At 42.9% G+C, this 21,310-nt stretch carries 17 protein-coding genes and 1 pseudogene; 2 read left to right on the top strand and 16 right to left on the bottom strand.

Features of this window, described 5'->3' with window-relative positions; genetic code table 11:
* Positions 1-57: 57 nt before the first annotated feature.
* From ACOMA8_RS05940 to ACOMA8_RS05890, 11 genes are all read right to left on the bottom strand, one after another.
* A complete protein-coding gene (locus ACOMA8_RS05940; protein WP_161900731.1) occupies positions 58-1,317 on the bottom strand; it encodes a glycosyltransferase family 4 protein in 1,260 nt (419 codons plus the stop codon).
* A 281-nt stretch (positions 1,318-1,598) separates the two neighbouring features.
* The gene (locus tag ACOMA8_RS05935; protein ID WP_421369306.1) at positions 1,599-2,591 is read right to left on the bottom strand and encodes a DUF916 domain-containing protein; all 993 of its coding nucleotides are present in this window, start codon (positions 2,589-2,591) and stop codon (positions 1,599-1,601) included.
* Positions 2,592-2,649: 58 nt separating this feature from the next.
* Complete coding sequence (locus ACOMA8_RS05930; RefSeq protein WP_161900733.1) at positions 2,650-3,246, bottom strand: WxL domain-containing protein; 597 nt, start codon at positions 3,244-3,246, stop codon at positions 2,650-2,652.
* Complete coding sequence (locus tag ACOMA8_RS05925) at positions 3,243-3,509, bottom strand: hypothetical protein (protein ID WP_421369304.1); 267 nt, start codon at positions 3,507-3,509, stop codon at positions 3,243-3,245. Before ACOMA8_RS05925 ends, ACOMA8_RS05930 begins: the two co-directional genes overlap by 4 nt.
* A gap of 13 nt (positions 3,510-3,522) precedes the next feature.
* Complete coding sequence (locus tag ACOMA8_RS05920) at positions 3,523-4,869, bottom strand: adhesive domain-containing protein (protein WP_421369302.1); 1,347 nt, start codon at positions 4,867-4,869, stop codon at positions 3,523-3,525.
* Positions 4,870-4,924: 55 nt separating this feature from the next.
* Positions 4,925-5,170: a hypothetical protein gene (locus tag ACOMA8_RS05915; protein ID WP_161900736.1), complete on the bottom strand. Its 246-nt coding sequence runs from the start codon at positions 5,168-5,170 to the stop codon at positions 4,925-4,927.
* A 1-nt stretch (position 5,171) separates the two neighbouring features.
* Positions 5,172-6,842, bottom strand: coding sequence for a hypothetical protein (locus ACOMA8_RS05910; RefSeq protein ID WP_421369300.1), 1,671 nt, complete (start codon positions 6,840-6,842; stop codon positions 5,172-5,174).
* 128 nt (positions 6,843-6,970) lie between these two features.
* The gene (locus tag ACOMA8_RS05905; RefSeq protein ID WP_421369298.1) at positions 6,971-10,693 is read right to left on the bottom strand and encodes an adhesive domain-containing protein; all 3,723 of its coding nucleotides are present in this window, start codon (positions 10,691-10,693) and stop codon (positions 6,971-6,973) included.
* 156 nt (positions 10,694-10,849) lie between these two features.
* Positions 10,850-11,566, bottom strand: a complete 717-nt coding sequence (locus ACOMA8_RS05900; protein ID WP_421369297.1) for a class A sortase — start codon at positions 11,564-11,566, stop codon at positions 10,850-10,852.
* 681 nt (positions 11,567-12,247) lie between these two features.
* Entirely contained in the window at positions 12,248-13,981 is a 1,734-nt protein-coding gene (ptsP, locus tag ACOMA8_RS05895; protein ID WP_161900556.1) for a phosphoenolpyruvate--protein phosphotransferase, read from the bottom strand.
* A gap of 1 nt (position 13,982) precedes the next feature.
* Positions 13,983-14,249 carry a phosphocarrier protein HPr gene (locus ACOMA8_RS05890; RefSeq protein ID WP_161900555.1) on the bottom strand — a complete coding sequence of 89 codons (267 nt, stop codon included), beginning with the start codon at positions 14,247-14,249 and terminating at the stop codon, positions 13,983-13,985.
* Positions 14,250-14,675: 426 nt separating this feature from the next.
* On the opposite strand from ACOMA8_RS05890, the gene ACOMA8_RS05885 reads away from it, so the two are divergent.
* Together ACOMA8_RS05885 and ACOMA8_RS05880 are read left to right on the top strand one after the other, a co-directional pair.
* The gene (locus ACOMA8_RS05885) at positions 14,676-16,943 is read left to right on the top strand and encodes an ATP-dependent Clp protease ATP-binding subunit (protein WP_421369512.1); all 2,268 of its coding nucleotides are present in this window, start codon (positions 14,676-14,678) and stop codon (positions 16,941-16,943) included.
* A 215-nt stretch (positions 16,944-17,158) separates the two neighbouring features.
* Positions 17,159-17,476, top strand: a complete 318-nt coding sequence (locus tag ACOMA8_RS05880; protein ID WP_161900554.1) for a DUF1827 family protein — start codon at positions 17,159-17,161, stop codon at positions 17,474-17,476.
* Positions 17,477-17,600: 124 nt separating this feature from the next.
* Here ACOMA8_RS05880 and ACOMA8_RS05875 read toward each other — a convergent pair whose 3' ends face one another.
* The 5 genes and pseudogenes from ACOMA8_RS05875 to ACOMA8_RS05855 all read right to left on the bottom strand — a co-directional run bounded on the left by ACOMA8_RS05875 (position 17,601) and on the right by ACOMA8_RS05855 (position 21,310).
* Positions 17,601-19,031, bottom strand: a complete 1,431-nt coding sequence (locus ACOMA8_RS05875) for a helix-turn-helix domain-containing protein (protein ID WP_421369294.1) — start codon at positions 19,029-19,031, stop codon at positions 17,601-17,603.
* Between the two features lie 427 nt (positions 19,032-19,458).
* Positions 19,459-19,758, bottom strand: a pseudogene (locus ACOMA8_RS05870) (peptide chain release factor 3); the annotation flags it as partial.
* A 122-nt stretch (positions 19,759-19,880) separates the two neighbouring features.
* Entirely contained in the window at positions 19,881-20,123 is a 243-nt protein-coding gene (locus ACOMA8_RS05865) for an LPXTG cell wall anchor domain-containing protein (RefSeq protein ID WP_421369292.1), read from the bottom strand.
* Positions 20,124-20,143: 20 nt separating this feature from the next.
* Entirely contained in the window at positions 20,144-20,758 is a 615-nt protein-coding gene (locus ACOMA8_RS05860) for a hypothetical protein (protein ID WP_421369290.1), read from the bottom strand.
* Positions 20,759-20,779: 21 nt separating this feature from the next.
* Entirely contained in the window at positions 20,780-21,310 is a 531-nt protein-coding gene (locus tag ACOMA8_RS05855) for a hypothetical protein (RefSeq protein WP_421369288.1), read from the bottom strand.

Below are 21,310 nucleotides of genomic sequence, written 5' to 3'. Positions count from 1 at the left end.
CAGCAAAAAAATCACACTCCCAGTATACGGGAAAAGTGTGATTTTTGCTTGCTGAAGCTATTCATTGTGCAACGTATCTTTTTTCCGAACCACACGTTTTAATGTCGGTTTCAACTTGCCTTTAATTTTTTGCATTGTTTGGCTGTTTTCTTTCGCTAGTGAATTCTCATAGTAGTAAGCTGTCATATCGAAATAAAAGGACAACATCACTTCACCAAAATGGTCGGCAGAAATGGCGTGCATTTTATTATCCAACACCTGATGATCTTTTTTGATACCAGATTGCACATAACTTTCGAAGCAGTCAGGAAAATCCTGATCCTTTTCAAAAGTAATGCCCAAGCTCTCATCATCGATTAGATTATTGAGATAATCATTGCCTTCTACGACTAATTGTGTGCCAGCTGCCATTGCCTCTGTATAGGTCAGACCTTGTGTTTCGGAAGTAGAAGCACTGACAAAATAATCTGCTGCTTGATAATAGATAGCCACCTGATCGTTAGGTACCTCCCCAACAAAAGTCACCTTTTCAGAAAGGCCGATTTCTACAACCAACTCTTCCAAATCCTCTTTATATGGTCCTTTTCCTACAATTACGAGTCTGGTTTCTGGCATGCGGGCAGCTATTTCTTTAAAGCCGTAAATGATGGCTTGAATATTTTTTTCATAAGAAATCCGACTCAATGACAACAGCAATAACTCATCTTGAGCAATCCCTAACGAATCTCGGAGCGCCGTGCGCATTTCCTGTGTGATATCGGGGCGCTTGAATTTTTCAATCTCGATACCGGTGGGAATCACCCGCATCGGCGCATCGACTCCATATTGTCGCAGTTTATCGATTACTCGCTCGCTGGGACAAACGACCCCCGTCGTATGGTTGGCAAATAATCTGGAGAAAAACTTCACATGGGCCGGCCGCAACACTTTACCATTTGCAATATAATGTAGATAATCCTCGTACATCGTATGGTAAGTGTGAATCACCGGAATGCCTAACTTTTTTCCTACCATCTTGCCTAAAATACCTGCACCAAACTCCGTATGCGTGTGAATCAAATCCAACTCCAACTCTTTGGCAATCAAGTACGCATACCACATACCGCGTACGACAATTCGCCGATCTTTAAAGGAAATAAACGGGACGCTGGGCATCCTGATAATGTCTTCTTCTGGCGCAGTGGCATTGGGGTCTGTTGTGGTAAAAATATAAACCTCATGCCCCCGCTTTTCCAACTGCTCTTTTAATGTTCGGATCGAAGTTGCTACTCCGCTGACTTGCGGAAAATAAGTATCCGAGAAAAACCCGATTTTCACGATTCGTTCCTCCAACTCTTTTGACCATAGCAGCTGCCGCTAAATCTTTGGCCTGCTTTCATGTACGATTATATCATACAGAATTGATCCGTCCTCATGCCAAAGACCGATTTCTATAGCTACTATTTGGAATAAAAGCTGCAAAAAAAGATATACAGTTGATTATCCTTTTTTGTTTACTCTTTTACAAATAAAAAGCGCAGCAACCACTGCGCTTTTTGTTAAGACCCTATTTATTACAAAGTCAGGGGAATGGCCTTACTATCAGCTTCCGGGGCTTGCTATTTTTTCGGCTCCCTTCTCTTCTTCATTAATATTGTGATGATCACCCCGATTAGGACAACGATGATTGCTCCCAGCACTACTATCAGTAAAGGCAGCTCTTCTTTTGTCTGATTGACTTGGTTGATAGCCCTGGAAGCAGCTGGCTCTATTTCAAAACTCAAGGTATTTTCCCACGTTTTTTGACTATTATGATCTGTTGCCGATAAGTCAAGTTCATAGATTCCAGCAGGGAAACTTTCTTCTCCTAATGGAATATGATAAACAAAAGCTGTGCTAGGACTAAGCCGGAGATTCACTGTCCCCACTGCCATTTCCTTTTTCTCTCTGCGAATACGGTAGTTTAATTCTCCACGGCTCAGATAAGCGGGTGCCAGGTTTTCCATGTCGACTTGTACATATTTTCGTCGAGCTTCGCCACCTATTTCAGCTTTTAAAAAACGCAGATCCGGCTTGATTGAAGCGATCTCATTTTGAAGAATCACAGCTATTTCACGAGAAAATGTATGACGAATATTTCCGGTTGTTTCGCCAGTGGGTACCTGCGACACTCGGATACCCCCGGCTAATTTTCCAGAGAATTTTTCATTTGGCATGGTGAGATGCAAAGTAATCACTTGGCTTTCACCAGCTGGAACTTTTATTTTCTCCTCTGAAAGCATCCCATACTCAGTGATGACAGGAGCACCTGCTATAATTTTACTTTCCGCAACACCGGAATAAGCAATTGAACCAGCACTGTTCGTTAAAGCAGGGTTAAAGGAAATATCAAATTCACTTTCTACAGAGCCACTGTTTTCAATCTTAAATGGTAGCACCAGTGCTTCTGATGGGGCCGCCGTAATATCATAGTAAGATTTAGTCTGCGGATCATGATTAAATTGAGGGGCAATGACAACTTGAAACGTATGATTTTCTTGTGCCAAAGTTTCATAAGGTCGGCATAATCCGACAACCATCAACAGCATCAAAGCGCTCACTATTTTTCTCATGATCCCATCTCCTTACTCTGATCTCAGCTTCGCTAGTTTGTTAATTGTATGAAGAGAACTACTCGCCAGCCTCAATTGTCCAATTTAATTCAGTCGTATATTGCTCTGGTACCTTTTGTGTGTCAGCCAAAATATCCAATACAAACTGATCAATTTCCAGAGACGTCTCTCCAATTCCTTCTCCTTCATCAGCTACGATCAGATCGATAGCTGTCGCAATAGGGACAGGTACATCCAACCCTTCCTGACTAAAGGTGAAATCGGAACCTAAGTTGTTGGTAATGGAACCAAATTGAATTAAGAGCATCGCATCATCTAACTCGATGGCATCGTCAGTTGCAAATTGTTCCATTTGAGCGAGTTTCACGATCCAGCCACTTTCATCGCCACGATTATCGCTAATTTCGATGGCTCCTGTAGTTACCGGCGAGGTTTGTACACCATCTGAGGTCGCCACCCACTGTTCCGCGCTTGCCGTTTGAATTGGATGTGATCCAAAGTTTAGATCATCTGGCAGTTGATTATCAGGATTTAATACCAAGAAACCAGCTTCATATTCAACGAGTGCTTCAGTATCTTTTTCTGCCGCGGTTCCTACCACCGGCCATGTCGCGCCCAGTAGTACCACCCCAGCAATAAGTCCTCTTTTTTTCATTTTCTCCGACTCCCTCCTAATTTTATTCGGATTGCTATTACACATATGACAATCCCTAAAACAACTAACACCAGGCCACTGTTTTCTCCAAACTTCCCAAAAGAAAGACGGGAATTCTCTACTGTACCATCAATGGTCTCACTACTTGTCATTACTTCCTCTGACTCTTCGGAAACAATGACTTCAGTTGATTCATGCGTCTTCTCTTCCGCGGGATAATAAAACTTGATTTTACCTGTTGTCTCTGCAGCAAATGCTTCCATCGTGGCACCTCCCTTATGGTGCATAAGTTAGGGTCCAATTCAACTCCGTCTGATATTGCCCTGTAACTTTCAAAGTATCGGCGGCAATATTCAAACGAAACTGCTGAATATCTAGTTCAACTGTTCCATTGGAAGGACTGGACATCTTTTCCAGTAGTGTTTGCTGTAGCCCTGCTTCTAAAAAAACTTCGTCATTACTCACCGATAAAACTTCACTGGGTAGCGTTGTTATCAAATTTCCAAAATGAAGGAATAACTGAGCCGGTAATAAGGATGTCCCATTTTGCCATTCACCCACCTGTTGGACGCTTAGTTGCCAACTATTTTCCCCCACAGTCGTATCTTCTACTAATATCTTGCCAGTTTGCCAGCTAGACTGTTGCTGACCATCTAACGTAGCAATCCATTCCTCTGCATCTTTAGTCTGCAGGAGGTGGCGTCCAAAATTTAATTGTTCAGGGAGTAATTGATCCTGCCACGTTACCTGTCCAAAATCAAAATAGATAGGAGAAAGCTTGAGCTTGGCTGCGACATCATTTTCTGGAAGTGCTGAGCTCCACAGGATTCCCGTACGAAACTCTGCGGTGTACGCTCCTTGAGAAATCGTTGGTGCGTGCATTCTCGTTGGGATCGTAGCGCTTGTACTTCCTAAAATCGCGGTCTCAGCCAACTCGCTCACTAGGCTGCCACTATCAATAGCCGTCAGCAGATTATCAATTGCATTAAGTGTTGGGGATAATAAAAGCGCCCCCAATGGAATCGAATTGACAACTGCTTTTAACGCATTCAATCGGCTCTTTAGATCATTTGCTAACAGCGGGCCCAGTTGCCCATCTATTTCACCCACTGCCAGTTGATCTGTTGACCATTGACCTGTCACCATAAAATTCGCAGCACCAAAGTTCTCAAATGACATCACATTCGCTAATGCCGTTGTCAAATTATTCCGAAACAGTATGCCCAAGAGCGGATTGTTGATTAAAGCTATTACTACCGTATTTAATCCTCCCAGAAGATTATTAACAGGCACCGAAACGATGGTTTGAACTTCGAAAGGTTCCAAAGCAACTTGGCCAATCATCTCTTCTGGCAGATATAAAAGCAGGTATTTTTTCCCTCCATCTGGTAGTATGGCGGCATTGATGGTGCTGGAAGCTGTAATTTGAAAAGTCACTGGTTGATCAACAATCTGTCCATAGGCTGTTGCTGGGGTAGTATTGCTATTGTTATCTACAACTGTATTTTCAAACAATTCAATGTAGATAAGTTCAGCAAACACTTGTCTAGTAACTCCAAGAAGAACCGTCAAAGTCAAAACTGCAGTGAGAATATTCAAAAAGGAACGCTTTGCTTTTCCCATTATCAGGCCCTCCTCTCAATCGGAGCTTACGATACCAAGCGACGCTTCCAACCCTTTACTTGCGCCAATGCCCCCTGCGAATACGATCTTTTTCAATAAATTTTGGTGTTTCTTTTGTAATTCTGTTTGGGGAATCATCAATGTCTACTTCCCAGGGATAACGTCCATCCTTATTTTTCTTATACTCGAAGGTTTCATCTTGTTGGCCCATGGTCTTATTCTTCTTATTCTTTTTGTGAGTTACGATGAGATACAAAGCTAGCAAAAGTAGTGAGAAAAATCGAATATACAATACCCACATCTCAAATGCCTCCTTCCATAAACTGTCGGTAGTTGATCAAACCGGAAAGAAAATGCTCAGCATCATCAATTCGCATTCGGAACCGATCATGTCTTGCAAAAAAACCGTATTCAATCGCTATAGGTTCTTTGAAAAACATGGCTAGTTCAGGAAACATTGTCCCCGTCACCAATTCATGATAAGCTCGATATTCCATCACATTTTCGATTTTATCTTGTCCTCTAAGAAATGCTTCGTCGGTCATGACTTGGTTACGATTTTCGTAAACTGCAAGTTTTTTCATCATCTTGGCTGCTGCAACTAGCAATTCCAGCATCGTAGGATACGCAGTGTCTCTTTGCTTCATAAAATCAATTTTATTCAGCGCGTTAGCCACTCCAAAGCGATAGTATTCCACCTTTTCTTCATACAGTAGAAATTCGTTGACTGCATAACTGAGCCAATGATCGTGATAGCGTTCGTAACGGTTTTCCACAAAATGATCCATCAACCGCTGACACAGGGCAAACATTTCCGGATCTTTCATCAGTCCATAAGCTCGTAGCATCGAAAAGAGTGCTTCACCGTCGTAGTAAACGATGCGAAATCGTTCCTTTATCGCCAAATCCTGATCCAATACATGAACTGTCTCATCTTCTGCTGTTAAAAATAAGTTTTCAATAGTTTGAGTCAAGGTTTTCATTTTAGAAAAGAAACGCTCGTCTCCAGTGATTTGCGTATACTTAGCCGCTGCTAAAATCGCCAACGCTTGTGCACCTAGTTTATACTCTACGACACCGTTAATTTCCTCTTTAATCAGAAAATGATCTGCTACGTTGATACCTAGATGATCAAAGCCCCATACGAGCCCTTGCAAAGCCTGCTGTATCATCTTCTGATTTTCCAACAGTTCGCCAGTTTCTAGTAAAGCGTAGATTGAGGAGAAATGACGGATTGCATTGTAATTAGGAATTATTTTGCCATAACACGGGAAGTACCCATAAGTAAAAGAGCCATCCGCTTGCAATTGGTTCAACAAATAGTTCCCACCTTTTTCAATCACTGAATCTAGTTGGGGTGAAAAATCCAGGAGGTCAATTTCTCGAAAATGATTGCCATTCCCATAATCCTTCAAAGGCAATAGCAAGTCATTTTCAAGCAAAAACGCTTTCGTTTTGAACGAAAAGATAGCTGCTGTCTCAATATATTTCAGGGAAGATTCTCGATCACCATATTTTTGTTGCATATAGTTCCGATAATTAGGAAAATCGATGTGTAGATTAGGCTTATTTTTACCCACCTTATGTTTGCTATCCGGAACAATTACAGCATTTGCCGTTAGCTCTTCTTTTAAAAGTAGGCGCTTTTTAAGGCCGACAAAACGAAGACCAAAATCGATATAATTATTTCGTTTAATTGACCCCAACAAATCGATTAACTCAAGATAGGACAGCCTATGCTCTTCGACGATAAGATCGATTCGCAGATAATCTGTTTCTGGAAGTCGGCGATAAAAACGTGACAGTTTTTGCCAGGTCTGCTGAAAGTCACGGCCATAGAACTCTTTGACAATACTGCGACCACTTTTCATGCCATAGCTCAGGATCAAAGTGGTTTGTGACAATTCCATATTGACTGATCCTGCCAAAATATCTTCCAACCGACTAATGGGATTAACCGCTGTTTGTATCATCCTTCTTCCTCCTCATATCTTTATAAATTCACCTTCACTATTACTTGACAATAGTCCTCCAGCTTCATTGCAATATTCATCTTAAGACTCGCAGTCAGTGATACTTTTTCACTAACTGCGAGAAAAAGCTATTTTTTATTTCGTTTGTTCTTTCTTGATTTCCATAGTCCCAATCCAGAGAAGAAGGAGATTAATCCACCCAAGATCGGCACGCCCGCACCGATTTCAGCACCGGATTTCGGCAAAGTGGTTACTGGTAACCGTGATTTCAACGATGAGGTACTAGTTGGTTTAGGCTGACTAATCGGAGTGATTCGATCATCATCATCCGCGTCGCCATCTGCATCGCCATCCGCGTCGCTGTCGGAATCACCATCAGAATCGCCGTCGGAATCGCCATCGGAATCACCGTCAGAGTCGCCGTCGGAATCACCGTCTGCGTCGCCATCGGAGTCGCCATCGGAATCACCGTCAGAGTCTCCGTCAGAATCACCATCAGAATCGCCATCCGCATCGCTGTCGGAATCGCTATCGGAATCACCGTCTGCGTCGCCATCGGAGTCACCATCAGAATCGCCATCAGAATCGCCATCTGCATCACCATCCGCATCGCTGTCGGAGTCGCTGTCGGAATCACCATCCGCATCGCCGTCAGAATCGCCGTCTGCGTCACCATCCGCGTCGCCATCGGAATCACCGTCAGAGTCTCCGTCGGAATCACCATCGGAGTCGCCATCTGCGTCTCCATCGGAATCACCGTCAGAGTCTCCGTCGGAATCACCATCGGAGTCGCCATCCGCGTCTCCATCAGAATCGCTGTCGGAATCACCATCGGAGTCACCATCCGCGTCTCCGTCAGAATCACCATCGGAGTCGCCATCGGAGTCTCCGTCAGAATCGCCGTCTGCGTCGCCATCCGCGTCGCCATCCGCATCGCTGTCGGAATCACCATCTGCGTCGCCATCAGAATCGCCGTCAGAATCGCCGTCTGCGTCGCCATCAGAATCGCCATCCGCATCGCCATCCGCATCGCCGTCAGAATCGCCATCCGCGTCTCCGTCGGAATCACCATCTGCGTCGCCATCAGAATCGCCATCCGCGTCTCCGTCGGAATCACCATCTGCGTCGCCATCAGAATCGCCATCCGCATCGCCGTCAGAATCGCCATCCGCATCGCCATCGGAGTCGCCATCGGAGTCTCCATCCGCATCGCCGTCTGCGTCTCCATCCGCGTCGCCATCTGCATCGCCATCCGCATCGCCGTCAGAATCGCCATCCGCATCTCCATCCGCATCGCCGTCAGAATCGCCATCCGCGTCTCCGTCGGAATCACCATCTGCGTCGCCATCAGAATCGCCATCCGCGTCTCCGTCGGAATCACCATCGGAGTCTCCATCCGCGTCTCCATCGGAATCGCCATCCGCATCTCCGTCAGAATCACTGTCGGAATCGCCATCCGCGTCTCCGTCAGAATCGCCATCCGCATCGCCGTCTGCGTCTCCATCCGCGTCTCCGTCAGAATCACCATCTGCGTCGCCATCGGAATCGCCGTCTGCGTCGCCATCAGAATCACCATCGGAATCACCGTCTGCGTCGCCATCCGCATCTCCGTCAGAATCACTGTCGGAATCGCCATCCGCGTCGCCGTCAGAATCGCCATCCGCGTCGCCGTCAGAATCGCCATCCGCATCGCCGTCAGAATCACTGTCGGAATCGCCATCCGCATCGCCGTCAGAATCTCCGTCTGCGTCGCCATCCGCATCTCCGTCTGCGTCGCCATCTGCGTCGCCATCCGCGTCTCCATCGGAATCGCCATCGGAATCGCCGTCTGCGTCGCCATCAGAATCGCTGTCGGAATCACCATCTGCGTCTCCATCGGAATCGCCATCTGCATCGCCATCGGAATCGCCGTCGGAATCACCATCGGAGTCTCCATCGGAATCGCCGTCTGCGTCGCCATCCGCATCTCCGTCTGCGTCACCATCCGCATCACCATCCGCGTCTCCGTCTGCGTCGCCGTCAGAATCACCATCTGCATCGCCATCGGAGTCGCCATCAGAATCGCCATCCGCATCTCCGTCGGAATCACCGTCTGCGTCTCCATCCGCGTCGCCGTCGGAATCACCGTCTGCGTCTCCATCCGCGTCGCCGTCGGAATCACCATCGGAGTCTCCATCCGCGTCGCCGTCGGAATCACCATCGGAGTCTCCATCCGCGTCTCCATCGGAATCGCCATCCGCATCACTATCCGAATCATCATCTTCAGGGACAATGATATCGGTACTAAGGCTTAGATAGTCAACATCATCTCGAGTTACTTTTGAATTTACAGTCAATACTTGACCTTCTTCTACTAATCCAGGCTCAATTTCCGCTGTATAATTCCCCTCACTATCTGTGAATCCTGTTGCAATAACTGTCCCTTCTGTATCTTTTATCTCAATCATCACACTAGGGTCAGCTTGCCCAGTAACCTGATAGCCAGATACTGAATTCCCAACGATCTCTGCTGTTGGTGTTACCAGTTCAGGAACTTGCACTGGGGTAGGTTCACTTTCAATTTCTTCCAAAATCGCAACTACATTTAAAGGTTGTCCTGGATATACTGCTTCGCCTTCAATTTCGATCACATAGTTGCCATCGTCATCCACTAATCCCGAACCAATTACGTTTCCAGATTCATCCCGAACTTCGATTGTGGCTCCTACCACGCCAGTTCCAGAAACCTGATATCCTGAGGGATTGCCCGTCATTTCAGCTGTGGGCGCTTCGGTCACATTCACACCCACATAGGAAACTGTCGCGTATCCTTCTGTATCACCCGTAATCGTAATACTGATCAAATCTGTCTGTGCAATTGTCCCAACAAAACCAAGATCATACTGTGGCAAATTGCCAAAACTTGCTTGTAGCTCACTTAATGCTGGCGGTGTAATTAAGGTCGGGATGGTTGCACTAGTTGATCCTAAAACGGAAGCGTCAGCTAACTCTCTCACCACTCCTCCCGCTAAGTTGACTGTCCCCTTCAGCAGAGTAACTGCTGCACTGATGGTCAATTTGAAAGGTGCGACGCCGGTATTGATTACCCCAGCTGCGATGGCTCCTGCGGGGTTAGTAAGTGCATTTCCTGGATATGTCGCTTCAAGTGACTGCACAGCTGCATTCAGATTATCCAAAATCTGAATCAGGTTTGTGCGAATAATTGTCTCTAAAACGTTATCAAAATTCCCTACCAAATACTGATTGCCAGCACCATCTGTATAGATTTCAAAAACTTGATCAATATTTGCTCCATTAAAGTTACCAAGGTTTTCCAATAACTGTAGTTGGTCGTATACTTCTTGAAAGTTCAAACTAGCCAGAGGATTAGCTGCTACCAACGTATCAATGACTCCTAACAAATCACTTACCAACGAACTAACCGGATTGATGATTGGATTTAATACATCATCAGCAAATGACAAAACTTCCAAATCCAACGATCCCATTCCATTAGGATCCACACGTCCAGTAAGATGTTCTGGAATCGCCAACAAAATATATTTGTCACCGGTTAAAAGGTCAGCTGAAACCCCTGACGTCCCAGTCACTGTAAATGTCACGGGTTGCACGCCATCACCGATTTCAAAAGGAGATGACTGATCATTACTTGTTGTAATTGAGCCAAATAACTGTCCGTGAACAACAGCTGCTTCAACGACTGTCGGAGACCACAAGAAAGTAGTGCCGGCGACCATTGCTCCTGTTAGCAGCATTCCGGATACAGCAACATTTGCTAGAAGTGATTTTCTCTTTTTCGTCTTACGATGGTTTTTTGAATTCATAAGCATTCTGTAATCGGGACGTTTCATAATTAACTCCTCCTCAAAATTTTCGCCTCTTTCTCTTCAACTTTTTAGTTCACAGGAAACTATTTACACCTCCTTAAGTCCTGCTTCACAAACTGACAGTCCTATTTCAAATGTCGAGTTGACATGAAATACTTACTTATTGAATTAGAATGGAATTTACAGATCGAAGACATTTAGAATCTCTTGCGATGTCTCCTCGATAGCAATCACATCTATCAAGTCTCCACGTACCACCAGACGTCCTTCGGCACCAAAATCAGTACAGGTGATCAATGTGACAATCTGGCGTTCAGAAATTTCCTCTAAAACCCAGATTTCTTCCGGAGTAATTTGAAATTTCTCTGTAGTCTGATAAATATAGACATAACTCAAATCTGTTAAATAGATTTCAGCACCTAAACGGATATTTGCTAGTGGTGAAAACAATGCATTTGGATCATAGGATAAATGACTAATCAATCCGTAATTACCAATCCCCATCTCTTGATCAGGCGTCAGCGTTCCAGCACCATACAGCAGCGCCTCATTAGAAACCCCTAGAAAAATCGGCAAGTTGACCATAATGCTAGGAATCGCAATCTCTGCAATGATTGGATAATCATTTTTTTGAAACTGTGCTTTAAACACTGCTTGGGGACTGATAGGCTGGACGCTTTCATAATCATAATGGATACGTTCTGGCGCTTCTTCTTGTGTTAATCGCTGGTTTTCCTTAACAGTCAGGGGATTCACACGATTGATTCGCATCGACTCAGTCCCTTGATGTATCCAAATATTTGTAATTGGCTTACTAAAGACAAAGACTAATCCGACAATTCCGGTGATAACCAGAGAAATTCTCAGCAAAAGGACCACCTTCCGTTTTCCCAGCATTTTCATCGCCTCCTCTGATTATTACGAATTGTGAATTTCACATGTTTTTTTATTATCAATATCCTTCATTTCACAAAAACCACCTTACTCCAAAATTTTCAAAATAAAATTATAAATTATTTTTTTTAGACATTTTTATATCGACTTATATCTACACGTAGATAATACCAACTAATTTTTAAAACAATAAATTATTTGCTTAAGAAAAATCGAACCATTAGATTCCTGTTGTTTTTTTAATGTATAAGCAGAAATAGATATTATTTTTCACAAACGAAATTTGGAATATGGTGCCAAAAACTGTTTCCGTTTTAAACATGTCAAGACACATTTTTCACTTTCAAATTTCTCATTCATCCGGATTGTGAATTTTTTACTATTAAAAATAAAATGGCAAAATTCCAATTTAAAATGATTTTTTTTGAATAATTTAGGCCTTATCTTTTTTTGAAGAGCCTGTTTCATCAAATATTTCTCTAGGCTCTTCTTTAAAGTGAACTAATAACAGCTGTTGCAAATTCCATTCAAAAAAAGATCAGGATAAGAAACGACGTTTATCAAAAAAAGCAGCAAAAAAACTCAGACATTTCTCAGCCTGAGTTCATCTATTGATTCAATTCGGTCTTCTCCCCTTAATCAAACGCAAAAAAGGCGGAGCATTTGCTCCGCCTAGAAAAAGACTTATTTACCTTCAGTATACTGGTGAACCAATTCAACAACTTCTTCCATTGTGTCGCAGTCTTGCAATGCGCGATCTGCCAATTCCTTCATTTCAGTAGTTGTCAGTTTTTTCATCAGACTACGGGTTTTAAGAATAGATGTCGCACTCATTGAGAACTCATCCAAGCCCATACCCATCAACAATGGTACCGCTGTTTGATCACCGGCCATCTCACCACACATGCCGGCCCATTTGCCTTCAGCGTGTGCTGCATCGATAACGTTTTTGATCAAGCGCAGGATAGACGGGTTGTATGGTTGATACAAGTATGAAACTTGTTCATTCATCCGGTCTGCTGCCATTGTGTATTGAATCAAGTCATTGGTACCAATACTGAAGAAGTCGACTTCTTTAGCAAACTTGTCAGCCAAAATAGCTGCTGCTGGAATCTCAATCATAATCCCGACTTGGATCTTATCAGAGATTGCAACACCTTCGTCTACTAATTTTTGACGTTCTTCTTCGTAAAGTTTTTTAGCTGCTCTAAATTCCTTCAGAGTCGCTACCATTGGGAACATGATCCGCAGATTGCCGAATGCCGATGCACGAAGCAATGCACGCAATTGCGTACGGAACATCCCGTCGCCAAGTTCAGACAAACTGATACGCAGCGCCCGGTAACCCAAAAACGGATTCATTTCATGAGGGAGTTTCAAGTAAGGAAGCTCTTTATCCCCACCGATGTCCATCGTCCGAACCACTACCGGTTTGTCGCCCATGCCTTCTAAAACAGCTTTGTAGGCTTCAAACTGGTCTTCTTCAGTTGGGAAGTCAGGTGAATCCATGTACAAAAATTCAGTCCGGTACAAACCAATTGCTTCTGCCCCGTTGTTGTGAACACCTTCCAAATCTTTTGGCGTACCAATATTGGCAGCCAACTCGAAATGAACGCCATCCGCAGTTTCGGTTTCAGCTTCTTTCAGTTTTTCCCACTCTGCTTTTTGTGCTGCATATGCTTCAGCAGCTTTATTGAATTCTGCTGTCTGGTCATCGTTAGGGTTGATGATCACATCCCCTTCAATGCCGTTGACTGCTAAAATGTCGCCTGCTTTTACCTTGCCGGTGATTTCTTTAGTCCCAACAATTGCTGGAATTTCAAGAGAACGTGCCATGATTGCTGAGTGAGAAGTACGTCCACCGATGTCAGTGACAAAGGCTTTGACGTAGGTACGGTCCAACTGAGCAGTGTCACTTGGTGTCAAATCGTGAGCAACTACTACGACTTCTTCGTTAATCATTGAAGGATTCGGTAAAGTAACTCCCAATAAATGAGCCAGAACACGTTTGGCAACGTCACGAATATCAGCAGCACGTTCTTGCATGTAGGCGTTGTCGTCCATCGCTTCGAACATGCCGATGTACATATCGGTAACTTCCTTCAATGCAGCTTCAGCATTGACTTTGTTATCGTTGATGTTTTGTTTGATCTGACCGATCATTTCCGGATCGCTCAAGACCATCAAATGTGCATCAAATACTTGTGCTTCTTCTTCGCCAAGGCTTTTTGCTGCTTTGTTACGGATCAGAGTCAATTCTTCGCTGGATTTTGCCAACGCATCATCCAAGCGCGTTTCTTCAGCAGCAGTATCTGCTACTGAAGTTTTGTTGAAAGACAAATCTGGTTGAACTAGCAGGTAAGCTTTTGCAACTGCGATTCCGTCGCTTGCGGCGATCCCTTTTAGCATTTCAACCATATTAGTCAGACAACCCTTCTTTTTTCATTGTTTCTACGATTGCTTCCATTGCTTCTGTTTCGTCAGCACCTTCAGCAGTGATAGTAACGTCTGAACCTTGGCCTACACCAAGAGACATCACGCCCATGATAGATTTCAAGTTTACAGATTTACCTTTGTACTCTAAGTTGATGTCAGAGCTGAATTTGCTTGCTGTTTGAACCAGCAAGGTAGCTGGACGTGCGTGAATCCCTGTTTCTGCTACTACGTGAAAGTCTTTCTTTTCCATATTGATCGGTCTCCTTTATAAAACAAAGTATTTTGTTAGGGTAGTGATCGCGCATACAGCACGAGCTTTTTGTCCCTTTCAATTCTTAAGATTACCATTTTTCCCCTGATTTCACAACCGTTTTCTCTTTTTCAACAGCAGAGTATCTACACTTTTCCCTCCTTAAAAAATATTTTTGAAGATAACATACCTATTTCCGATAATTGTCTCCTCTGATCGAAAACAAACGGATAAAAAACAAGATAGTTGCAGGAAACACGATCTTGAGTATAATTGGAATTGGTCAGAGATAGTCAAACCATTTTTGACCATGAGAAATAGCTTTCTTTTTACGGAAAACTCAAACCGCGTTACAATAGTTAAAGATTGATAACAAGCCCCTTTCTTTAAGGGATAGCTTGCATAGTAAAGAAAGGTCGTGAAATGATGCTTTGTCAAAATTGTGGTAAAAATGAAGCAACGATTCATTTGTATGCAAACGTCAATGGTCAACGAAAACAACTGGACTATTGTCAAAGCTGCTACCAAAAATTGAAAAATCAACAAGGAGGACAAACGATGATGGCACAAGATCCTTTTGGTTTCGGTTCATTGGATGATTTGTTCCGTCAAATGTCCCGACAGATGCAACAAGGACAATCTCCTTATGAACAAACGCCTCCAACACAGACCGGTGGAAATAATTTCAACGGTGGCCAACCTCCCCGTCGTCCAAGTGGGGGCGCAGAAGGACTGCTAGGTGAATATGGAATTAATATTACGCAACAAGCCAGAGACGGCGGGGTCGATCCGGTTGTCGGTCGTGACGAAGAGATTCAACGCGTGATTGAAATTTTGAATCGTCGGACAAAAAACAATCCGGTGCTGATCGGTGAACCAGGTGTTGGTAAAACAGCTGTTGTCGAAGGCCTGGCGCAAAAGATTGTCAATGGTGACGTTCCCCAAAAATTGCTTGAAAAAGAAGTCATTCGTTTAGATGTTGCTTCACTGGTACAAGGGACTGGCATTCGCGGACAATTTGAAGAACGGATGCAAAAACTAATCGATGAAATCAAACAGGCTGAAAATGTCATCTTGTTTATCGATGAAGTGCATGAAATCGTTGGGGCTGGCGCTGCTGGCGATGGCAACATGGATGCCGGCAATATCTTGAAACCGGCTTTGGCACGCGGCGAGCTGCAAATGGTGGGCGCAACAACGCTGAATGAGTATCGCATCATCGAAAAAGACGCAGCGCTGGAACGACGGATGCAGCCAGTTCGAGTGGATGAACCGACTGTTGAAGAAACGATTAGTATTTTGAAAGGCTTGCAACCTCGTTACGAAGATTATCATCATGTGAAATATACGGATGAGGCCATCGAAGCCGCAGCAACATTGTCTAATCGCTACATCCAAGATCGCTTCTTGCCAGACAAAGCGATTGATTTGTTGGACGAATCCGGTTCTAAGAAAAATCTAACCATCCAGTTTGTCGATCCGAAAACTATCGATAAAAAACTGCAAGATGCCGAAGCACAAAAGCAAAAAGCTTCTCAGGAAGAAGACTTTGAAAAAGCTGCCTACTATCGAGATCAGATCAACAAGCTGGAAGAAATGAAAAAGAACCAAATTTCCGATGAAGAAACACCTGTCATCACAGAAAAAGATATGGAGCAAATCGTCGAACAGAAAACCGGTATTCCAGTAGGCGAACTCAAGGAAAAAGAACAAACGCAGTTGAAAAACCTTGCCGATGACTTGAAAGCACATGTTATTGGACAGGATGAAGCAATTGATCGCGTTGCCAAAGCCATCCGCCGCAATCGGGTTGGGTTAGGTAAACAAAATCGACCAATTGGCTCTTTCCTCTTTATCGGACCAACCGGGGTCGGAAAAACAGAGTTGGCCAAACAATTAGCTTATGAGATGTTTGGTTCTGAAGATGCCATGATCCGCTTTGATATGTCGGAATACATGGAAAAACATAGTGTTTCAAAACTTATCGGTTCACCTCCAGGTTACGTCGGTTACGAAGAAGCAGGTCAATTGACGGAAAAAGTTCGCCGCAATCCTTATAGCCTGATTCTTTTAGACGAAATTGAAAAGGCGCATCCGGATGTCTTGCATATGTTCTTGCAAATTCTTGATGACGGGCGTTTGACAGATGCCCAAGGGCGGACAGTCAGCTTCAAGGATACTTTGATTATCATGACTTCCAATGCTGGTACCGGCAAAGTCGAAGCCAATGTCGGCTTTGGTGCAGCTAGAGACGGCGTGACCCGCTCTGTCTTAGGACAGTTGAATAATTACTTCACCCCTGAATTTTTGAACCGTTTCGACGGCATCATCGAATTCAGCGCCTTGTCAAAAGAAAATCTATTGAAGATTGTGGAATTGATGCTCAACGAAGTCAATGGCATGCTGAAAACGCAACACATTCACATTGATGTCACCAAAGAAGTCGAAGAAAAACTAGTCGATCTTGGGTATGATCCTTCGATGGGTGCGCGTCCTTTGCGCCGTACAATCCAAGATCAGATTGAAGACGGCATCGCTGAATTTTATCTCGATCATCCACAAGCAACTGAATTACAAGCTGTTTTGGAAGACGACAAGATTGTAGTCAAGGAAGCTGACGAACCACTTAAAAAAACGGCTGCTCCTGATGTTGCTGATGAAACAGACAACAAGACTGGCGATAGCGAAGTTTGATAGCATAACAAAAAGAAGGTATCGGTTTTTTAGCCGACACCTTCTTTTTTCTACCCCTTTCTTTTTGAAGGCCATACTGCCACATCATTTGCCTCTCTATTTTCTTCCAACATGACTCTTTTTGAAGAATTTAACATGGTGAGGTGATATTACTTTCAAAATCACCGTTAAAATTTTATAATGAAAATATGAACGAAACTTTGAGGTGAAGTCTTATGAAATTGATCAACGTAACCAACAGTCATTCAAGGCTGGTCCGTAACCAGTTGGAAAATACTGACGCGGAATTGGTGAAAGTCTATACCGCAGGCAATACGACTGTCATATATACTGTCGCACCGGCCCACAACGAAATCCTAATGATCAATAAAAAACGCAACATTCGGCAAAATGAAATCGATGAAATTAAAACTTATTTTCTCAGAAAAATGCCGCAGGAACCTAGTGTTGAAGACATCCATGTTATTCAAGAAAATGGCTTTGTGGAGATTTCAATCCAAAAATATCCAGAACCTGATACCACCGCTGTGTAATAACCAAAAATCAAAAAAGCCTCACGATAGTATCAAACAGTCAGCAGAATATATCTGACTTTTGACGATACTTCGTGAGGCTTTTTGCTATTTGTAAAGCTATCGCTGTCTAACCAGTATTAGGTTAAACCGTCTTTTCTTTGTACAACTGGAAGAGGTAATTATCCATATCATCAAAGGAAGCTTCTCCTTCAACAATCCAGTAATTTTTAGTATTCTTAGGCAAAAGCTCTTTGCTACAAGTAATCACCGCATCGTAGTTTTCTAAACTCGATGAATTCATCAGCGAGAATTCAACGAAAGGCAAGCGTTCGATGCGATTAATCATAGCATACAGCAAGAAATGATTTGGAAAACCAATAATCCCGATGTTGACCTTTTCTGCCGGGCCTTCATTATGAAAAGCGTTAATGCAGACAATCGTCAACAAGCTGACCAAATCCTCATCTGCTGGAACAATTTCTGATAAAGTGTCGCTTATACGACCAGCTAGCACTTCAAATTCTGGATGTTGTTTTTTCAAGCTTTCCATGATAAAGTCAAGATTTTTAGGGACATTGCCACCCAAAATCTGGCGCCGTAAAAAAATAGTTTGCAAATTCAGCAGTAACAGTTCTTGTTGCCCGCGTCCAATGATATTAAGCTCTTTTTTGATTCCTTCGAAAAAGGTTGCGGCATAGCCTTTCGATTCATCAAGTAATTTGTACTGACGCTTGATGATTGGCAAACGCGGATCATCTGTCGCAAAAATCTGCGGCCAGTAGAAAATCATATAGTTAACGAAGTTCGCTTCTCGTTCTTGATAAGTTTCAGGAACCTTCTCTGCTTCCAAGGCTTCTTTGAACTTCCGGTTAGTTGCAGGAAAAAGTAATTGGTTAATCTGCGGTTCGTCGACATAGTACCCTTGTCTCGTCCGCAAGAGACTGATGCCATGGTACATACTGAATTCGCGCTTTTCGACGTACTTTAAATAAACGAGATCATCTGCTGACAAAAAACTGTCCAGTGACTGTTGCAGCTCATTCTCAAAATACCCATAGAGTTTTGTGCCAAAATCCACACTCCACAAGAAATTAAAGTACATGATACGAATTGCAGACTCCCGACCGGTGACCTCCATTTGCAAACAGTTCAAGCGAATACCCTTGAATTTCAGGTATTCCACCAACGGCTTCAGGCGACGCATCAAAGAAGATTGACTGAGCCCAGACATTGTCCCGAAATCCTTCAGATCCTTGTCCGGATGCAACAATGATTCCAGCAAAACACCGTAGGGAACTCCTCGTGAAAACAAATATTGTTGATATTGTTGGTAGCTGGGGATTACTTTGGCTACAACTACTTTGTCTTTTTCATTCAGCAAGCGACTGCCACCAGACAGTTCCTGCAGTTCTTTATTCATTCCCTGCAACAGGTTGGCTGTTTTTATATGGGAGTAGCCAGTATACTTTTCAAAATAATGAATCGGATACTCTCCCGGATCGATTTCAAGAATATGCTTGTAGATTCCGAGCTTGGAACGGGCCGGATCATCTAAGAGGATTTCTTCTAACATGATACGCTTCCTTTCTCATTTTCTTTCAATATAATACCATAATTGTGAGAAAAAATATCGAAACAACGGCTGAATATATAATTTTTTCTTGCGAATAATTTTCTGAACATTCTATTTATTGAACGCCTAAAACATCACTACAATTTAAAATACGGATTATTTTTATTCTTATACCATTTTTTCATAAATTAAAATTCATATTGAACGACTTTTTTAATATAACAAAATTGAACAATGAAAAAGAGTAGAAAAAACTTATCCTAGTCAGTTATTTATTTTTCCGTATTTTCACCAATCTTAAGCATTTTCCTTAACCAACAGCGACTGATCCAAGAGCTGTTCCAATCAATCACTGACCTACAAGAAAACCGTTCCCTTTTCGCTAAACTAGCGATAGGAACGGTCTATTGTAGTGAAAAACATTGGTTTACATCAAGCTCTTCAATTGTACTTTCGGATACTTATCAGCAAACCAGCGTTCGGCAAATTGATTTTCAAATAAAAACAGCGGCTGGTCAAAACGGTCCCGCGCCAAGATGTTGCGGCTGGAGCTCATTTTTTCATCCAAGTCCGCTGGATCAATCCAGCGGGCGATTTTGTGCCCCATTGGTGTCATTACGACTTCGGCATTGTACTCGTTTTGCATCCGATATTGGAACACTTCGAACTGCAGCTGACCTACCGCACCGATGATGTATTCTTCAGTCAGATGGGTCTTGTACAATTGATAATCGCATTTTATGTCACAAAAAAAATGCAGCGTTTTTTTTCAACGCTGCATTCACAACTTATTAGTATTGTCTAACGTCACATACTACCATTATTCACGGAAATCGTTAATAGTAAATTTCATTTCTCAGTCTTTTTCATGCAACGAAAGGCAATCACTGTGATACTAAGGAGAATCATTAGTATTCCTATAGCAAGATAGCCCGTATCTATTTCATCCCCTGTTTGTGGGTAAAACTCTTTTTTTGTCGAAACATACACAACTTCATCGGGTGTCGAACTTGAAATAGTTTCCCCTGGCTCTGAAACAGACGACTCAACAGGCATGTTTAACACTCCCGTTACTTGAATATCTCCACTCATCTGCAAGCCCTCCTACAAAATTAAGGTGTTTCTGTTTCTTCTGACCAATCAACTGCTTTAAATTCAAGCGTCATGGTGTAACTTTCAGTAATTGTACTAGTTACTGCATCCGTAACCTCTCCAACGTATCTAAAAGTAACAGTATTAGCTGTTAATGGCGGAATATCATCTTCTCCAAGTTTTCCGTCAACACTAGCTAACGTGTGAATAAGCGTTGGAGAGCCTGGCGCAGCCGTTACTTCACCCGCATTAATAATTTTAGGATTTCCCTTACCAAACCCCTGCAACGAGACTGCGTATTTAGCACCTTTACTCGTACCAATCTTTGCTATTTCTTTAAAAGAAATATCTACTGGACGACCAGAATTATTCGTAATTGTATACTCAGGTGATGTGATAGGTGCACCAGCGTTTGGACTGGCACTATAGAAGATTGTCTCCGTCGGAAGTGTTACATTAATCCAAGCATCGTCACCTTCTACGATGGGTGCATCTTCATCTGTATTATCAATACCTAATGTGCCATTAATCGTAATCTCTCCAGAATTTTCTCCGATAATATCCGCTTCTGTATATGCCGGTAGGGCCATCAACATAATGCTTGATAGTGCAACTAAACCAAATATTTTTTTCATTTTTCCTCTTCCTTCCTTTTTTTATTTCACAACAAAATCAATCGCTGCGGCAACTTGTCCACGCTTTCCTTTGGTATTACCATCATAAATGCTAAAAAGCGCAGTTGCCGGATAACTCCCCTCCTCCAATTTTTTTTCCAGAGTAGCTCCTTTTATTTCATAACCCGGGTGAATAGCACCCGAGGTATAAACTAGTTCATTTGAATCTTTTAACCGAATTTCCACGTTGATTGGATTGGCGTTATGAGGTGGGTTTTGAATAAACAAATCACTCTTTGTACCTTGTTGCACATTGGCAGTGGGGGCGATAACCATGTTGAACTGGCTCGCATCTACTTTTTTTTGCGCCAATCGTTGCAATTCTTCACTTGAAATTTTAGCCGCATCTTTTCCATCCGGTAAAAACTCGCCACTAATTATCGTCACAGGTACATCAGGTTGATTAAAGTAACGATAAACAAAATATCCTCCAACACTTAACAATAAAAGCAATAATACGAGTAAAATCAATCTTTTATTTTTTTGATTGGATTGCGTTTCAGTTGTATTCAT

This window comes from Enterococcus infantis, from assembly GCF_049166715.1.
GTDB lineage: Bacteria > Bacillota > Bacilli > Lactobacillales > Enterococcaceae > Enterococcus_C > Enterococcus_C leclercqii.
The sequence above is the reverse complement of the archived record's forward strand: the minus strand, read 5'-3'. Positions and strand labels throughout refer to the sequence as shown.

Bases quoted from the DNA above. Each gene is read 5' to 3' on its own strand.
- ACOMA8_RS05935 (WP_421369306.1), bottom strand. From the start codon at position 2,591: ATGAGAAAAATAGTGAGCGCTTTGATGCTGTTGATGGTTGTCGGATTA.
- ACOMA8_RS05930 (WP_161900733.1), bottom strand. From the start codon at position 3,246: ATGAAAAAAAGAGGACTTATTGCTGGGGTGGTACTACTGGGCGCGACA.
- ACOMA8_RS05925 (WP_421369304.1), bottom strand. From the start codon at position 3,509: ATGGAAGCATTTGCTGCAGAGACAACAGGTAAAATCAAGTTTTATTAT.
- ACOMA8_RS05920 (WP_421369302.1), bottom strand. From the start codon at position 4,869: ATGGGAAAAGCAAAGCGTTCCTTTTTGAATATTCTCACTGCAGTTTTG.
- ACOMA8_RS05915 (WP_161900736.1), bottom strand. From the start codon at position 5,170: ATGTGGGTATTGTATATTCGATTTTTCTCACTACTTTTGCTAGCTTTG.
- ACOMA8_RS05910 (WP_421369300.1), bottom strand. From the start codon at position 6,842: ATGATACAAACAGCGGTTAATCCCATTAGTCGGTTGGAAGATATTTTG.
- ACOMA8_RS05905 (WP_421369298.1), bottom strand. From the start codon at position 10,693: ATGAAACGTCCCGATTACAGAATGCTTATGAATTCAAAAAACCATCGT.
- ACOMA8_RS05900 (WP_421369297.1), bottom strand. From the start codon at position 11,566: ATGCTGGGAAAACGGAAGGTGGTCCTTTTGCTGAGAATTTCTCTGGTT.
- ptsP (WP_161900556.1), bottom strand. From the start codon at position 13,981: ATGGTTGAAATGCTAAAAGGGATCGCCGCAAGCGACGGAATCGCAGTT.
- ACOMA8_RS05890 (WP_161900555.1), bottom strand. From the start codon at position 14,249: ATGGAAAAGAAAGACTTTCACGTAGTAGCAGAAACAGGGATTCACGCA.
- ACOMA8_RS05885 (WP_421369512.1), top strand. From the start codon at position 14,676: ATGCTTTGTCAAAATTGTGGTAAAAATGAAGCAACGATTCATTTGTAT.
- ACOMA8_RS05880 (WP_161900554.1), top strand. From the start codon at position 17,159: ATGAAATTGATCAACGTAACCAACAGTCATTCAAGGCTGGTCCGTAAC.
- ACOMA8_RS05875 (WP_421369294.1), bottom strand. From the start codon at position 19,031: ATGTTAGAAGAAATCCTCTTAGATGATCCGGCCCGTTCCAAGCTCGGA.
- ACOMA8_RS05865 (WP_421369292.1), bottom strand. From the start codon at position 20,123: ATGAGTGGAGATATTCAAGTAACGGGAGTGTTAAACATGCCTGTTGAG.
- ACOMA8_RS05860 (WP_421369290.1), bottom strand. From the start codon at position 20,758: ATGAAAAAAATATTTGGTTTAGTTGCACTATCAAGCATTATGTTGATG.
- ACOMA8_RS05855 (WP_421369288.1), bottom strand. From the start codon at position 21,310: ATGAATACAACTGAAACGCAATCCAATCAAAAAAATAAAAGATTGATT.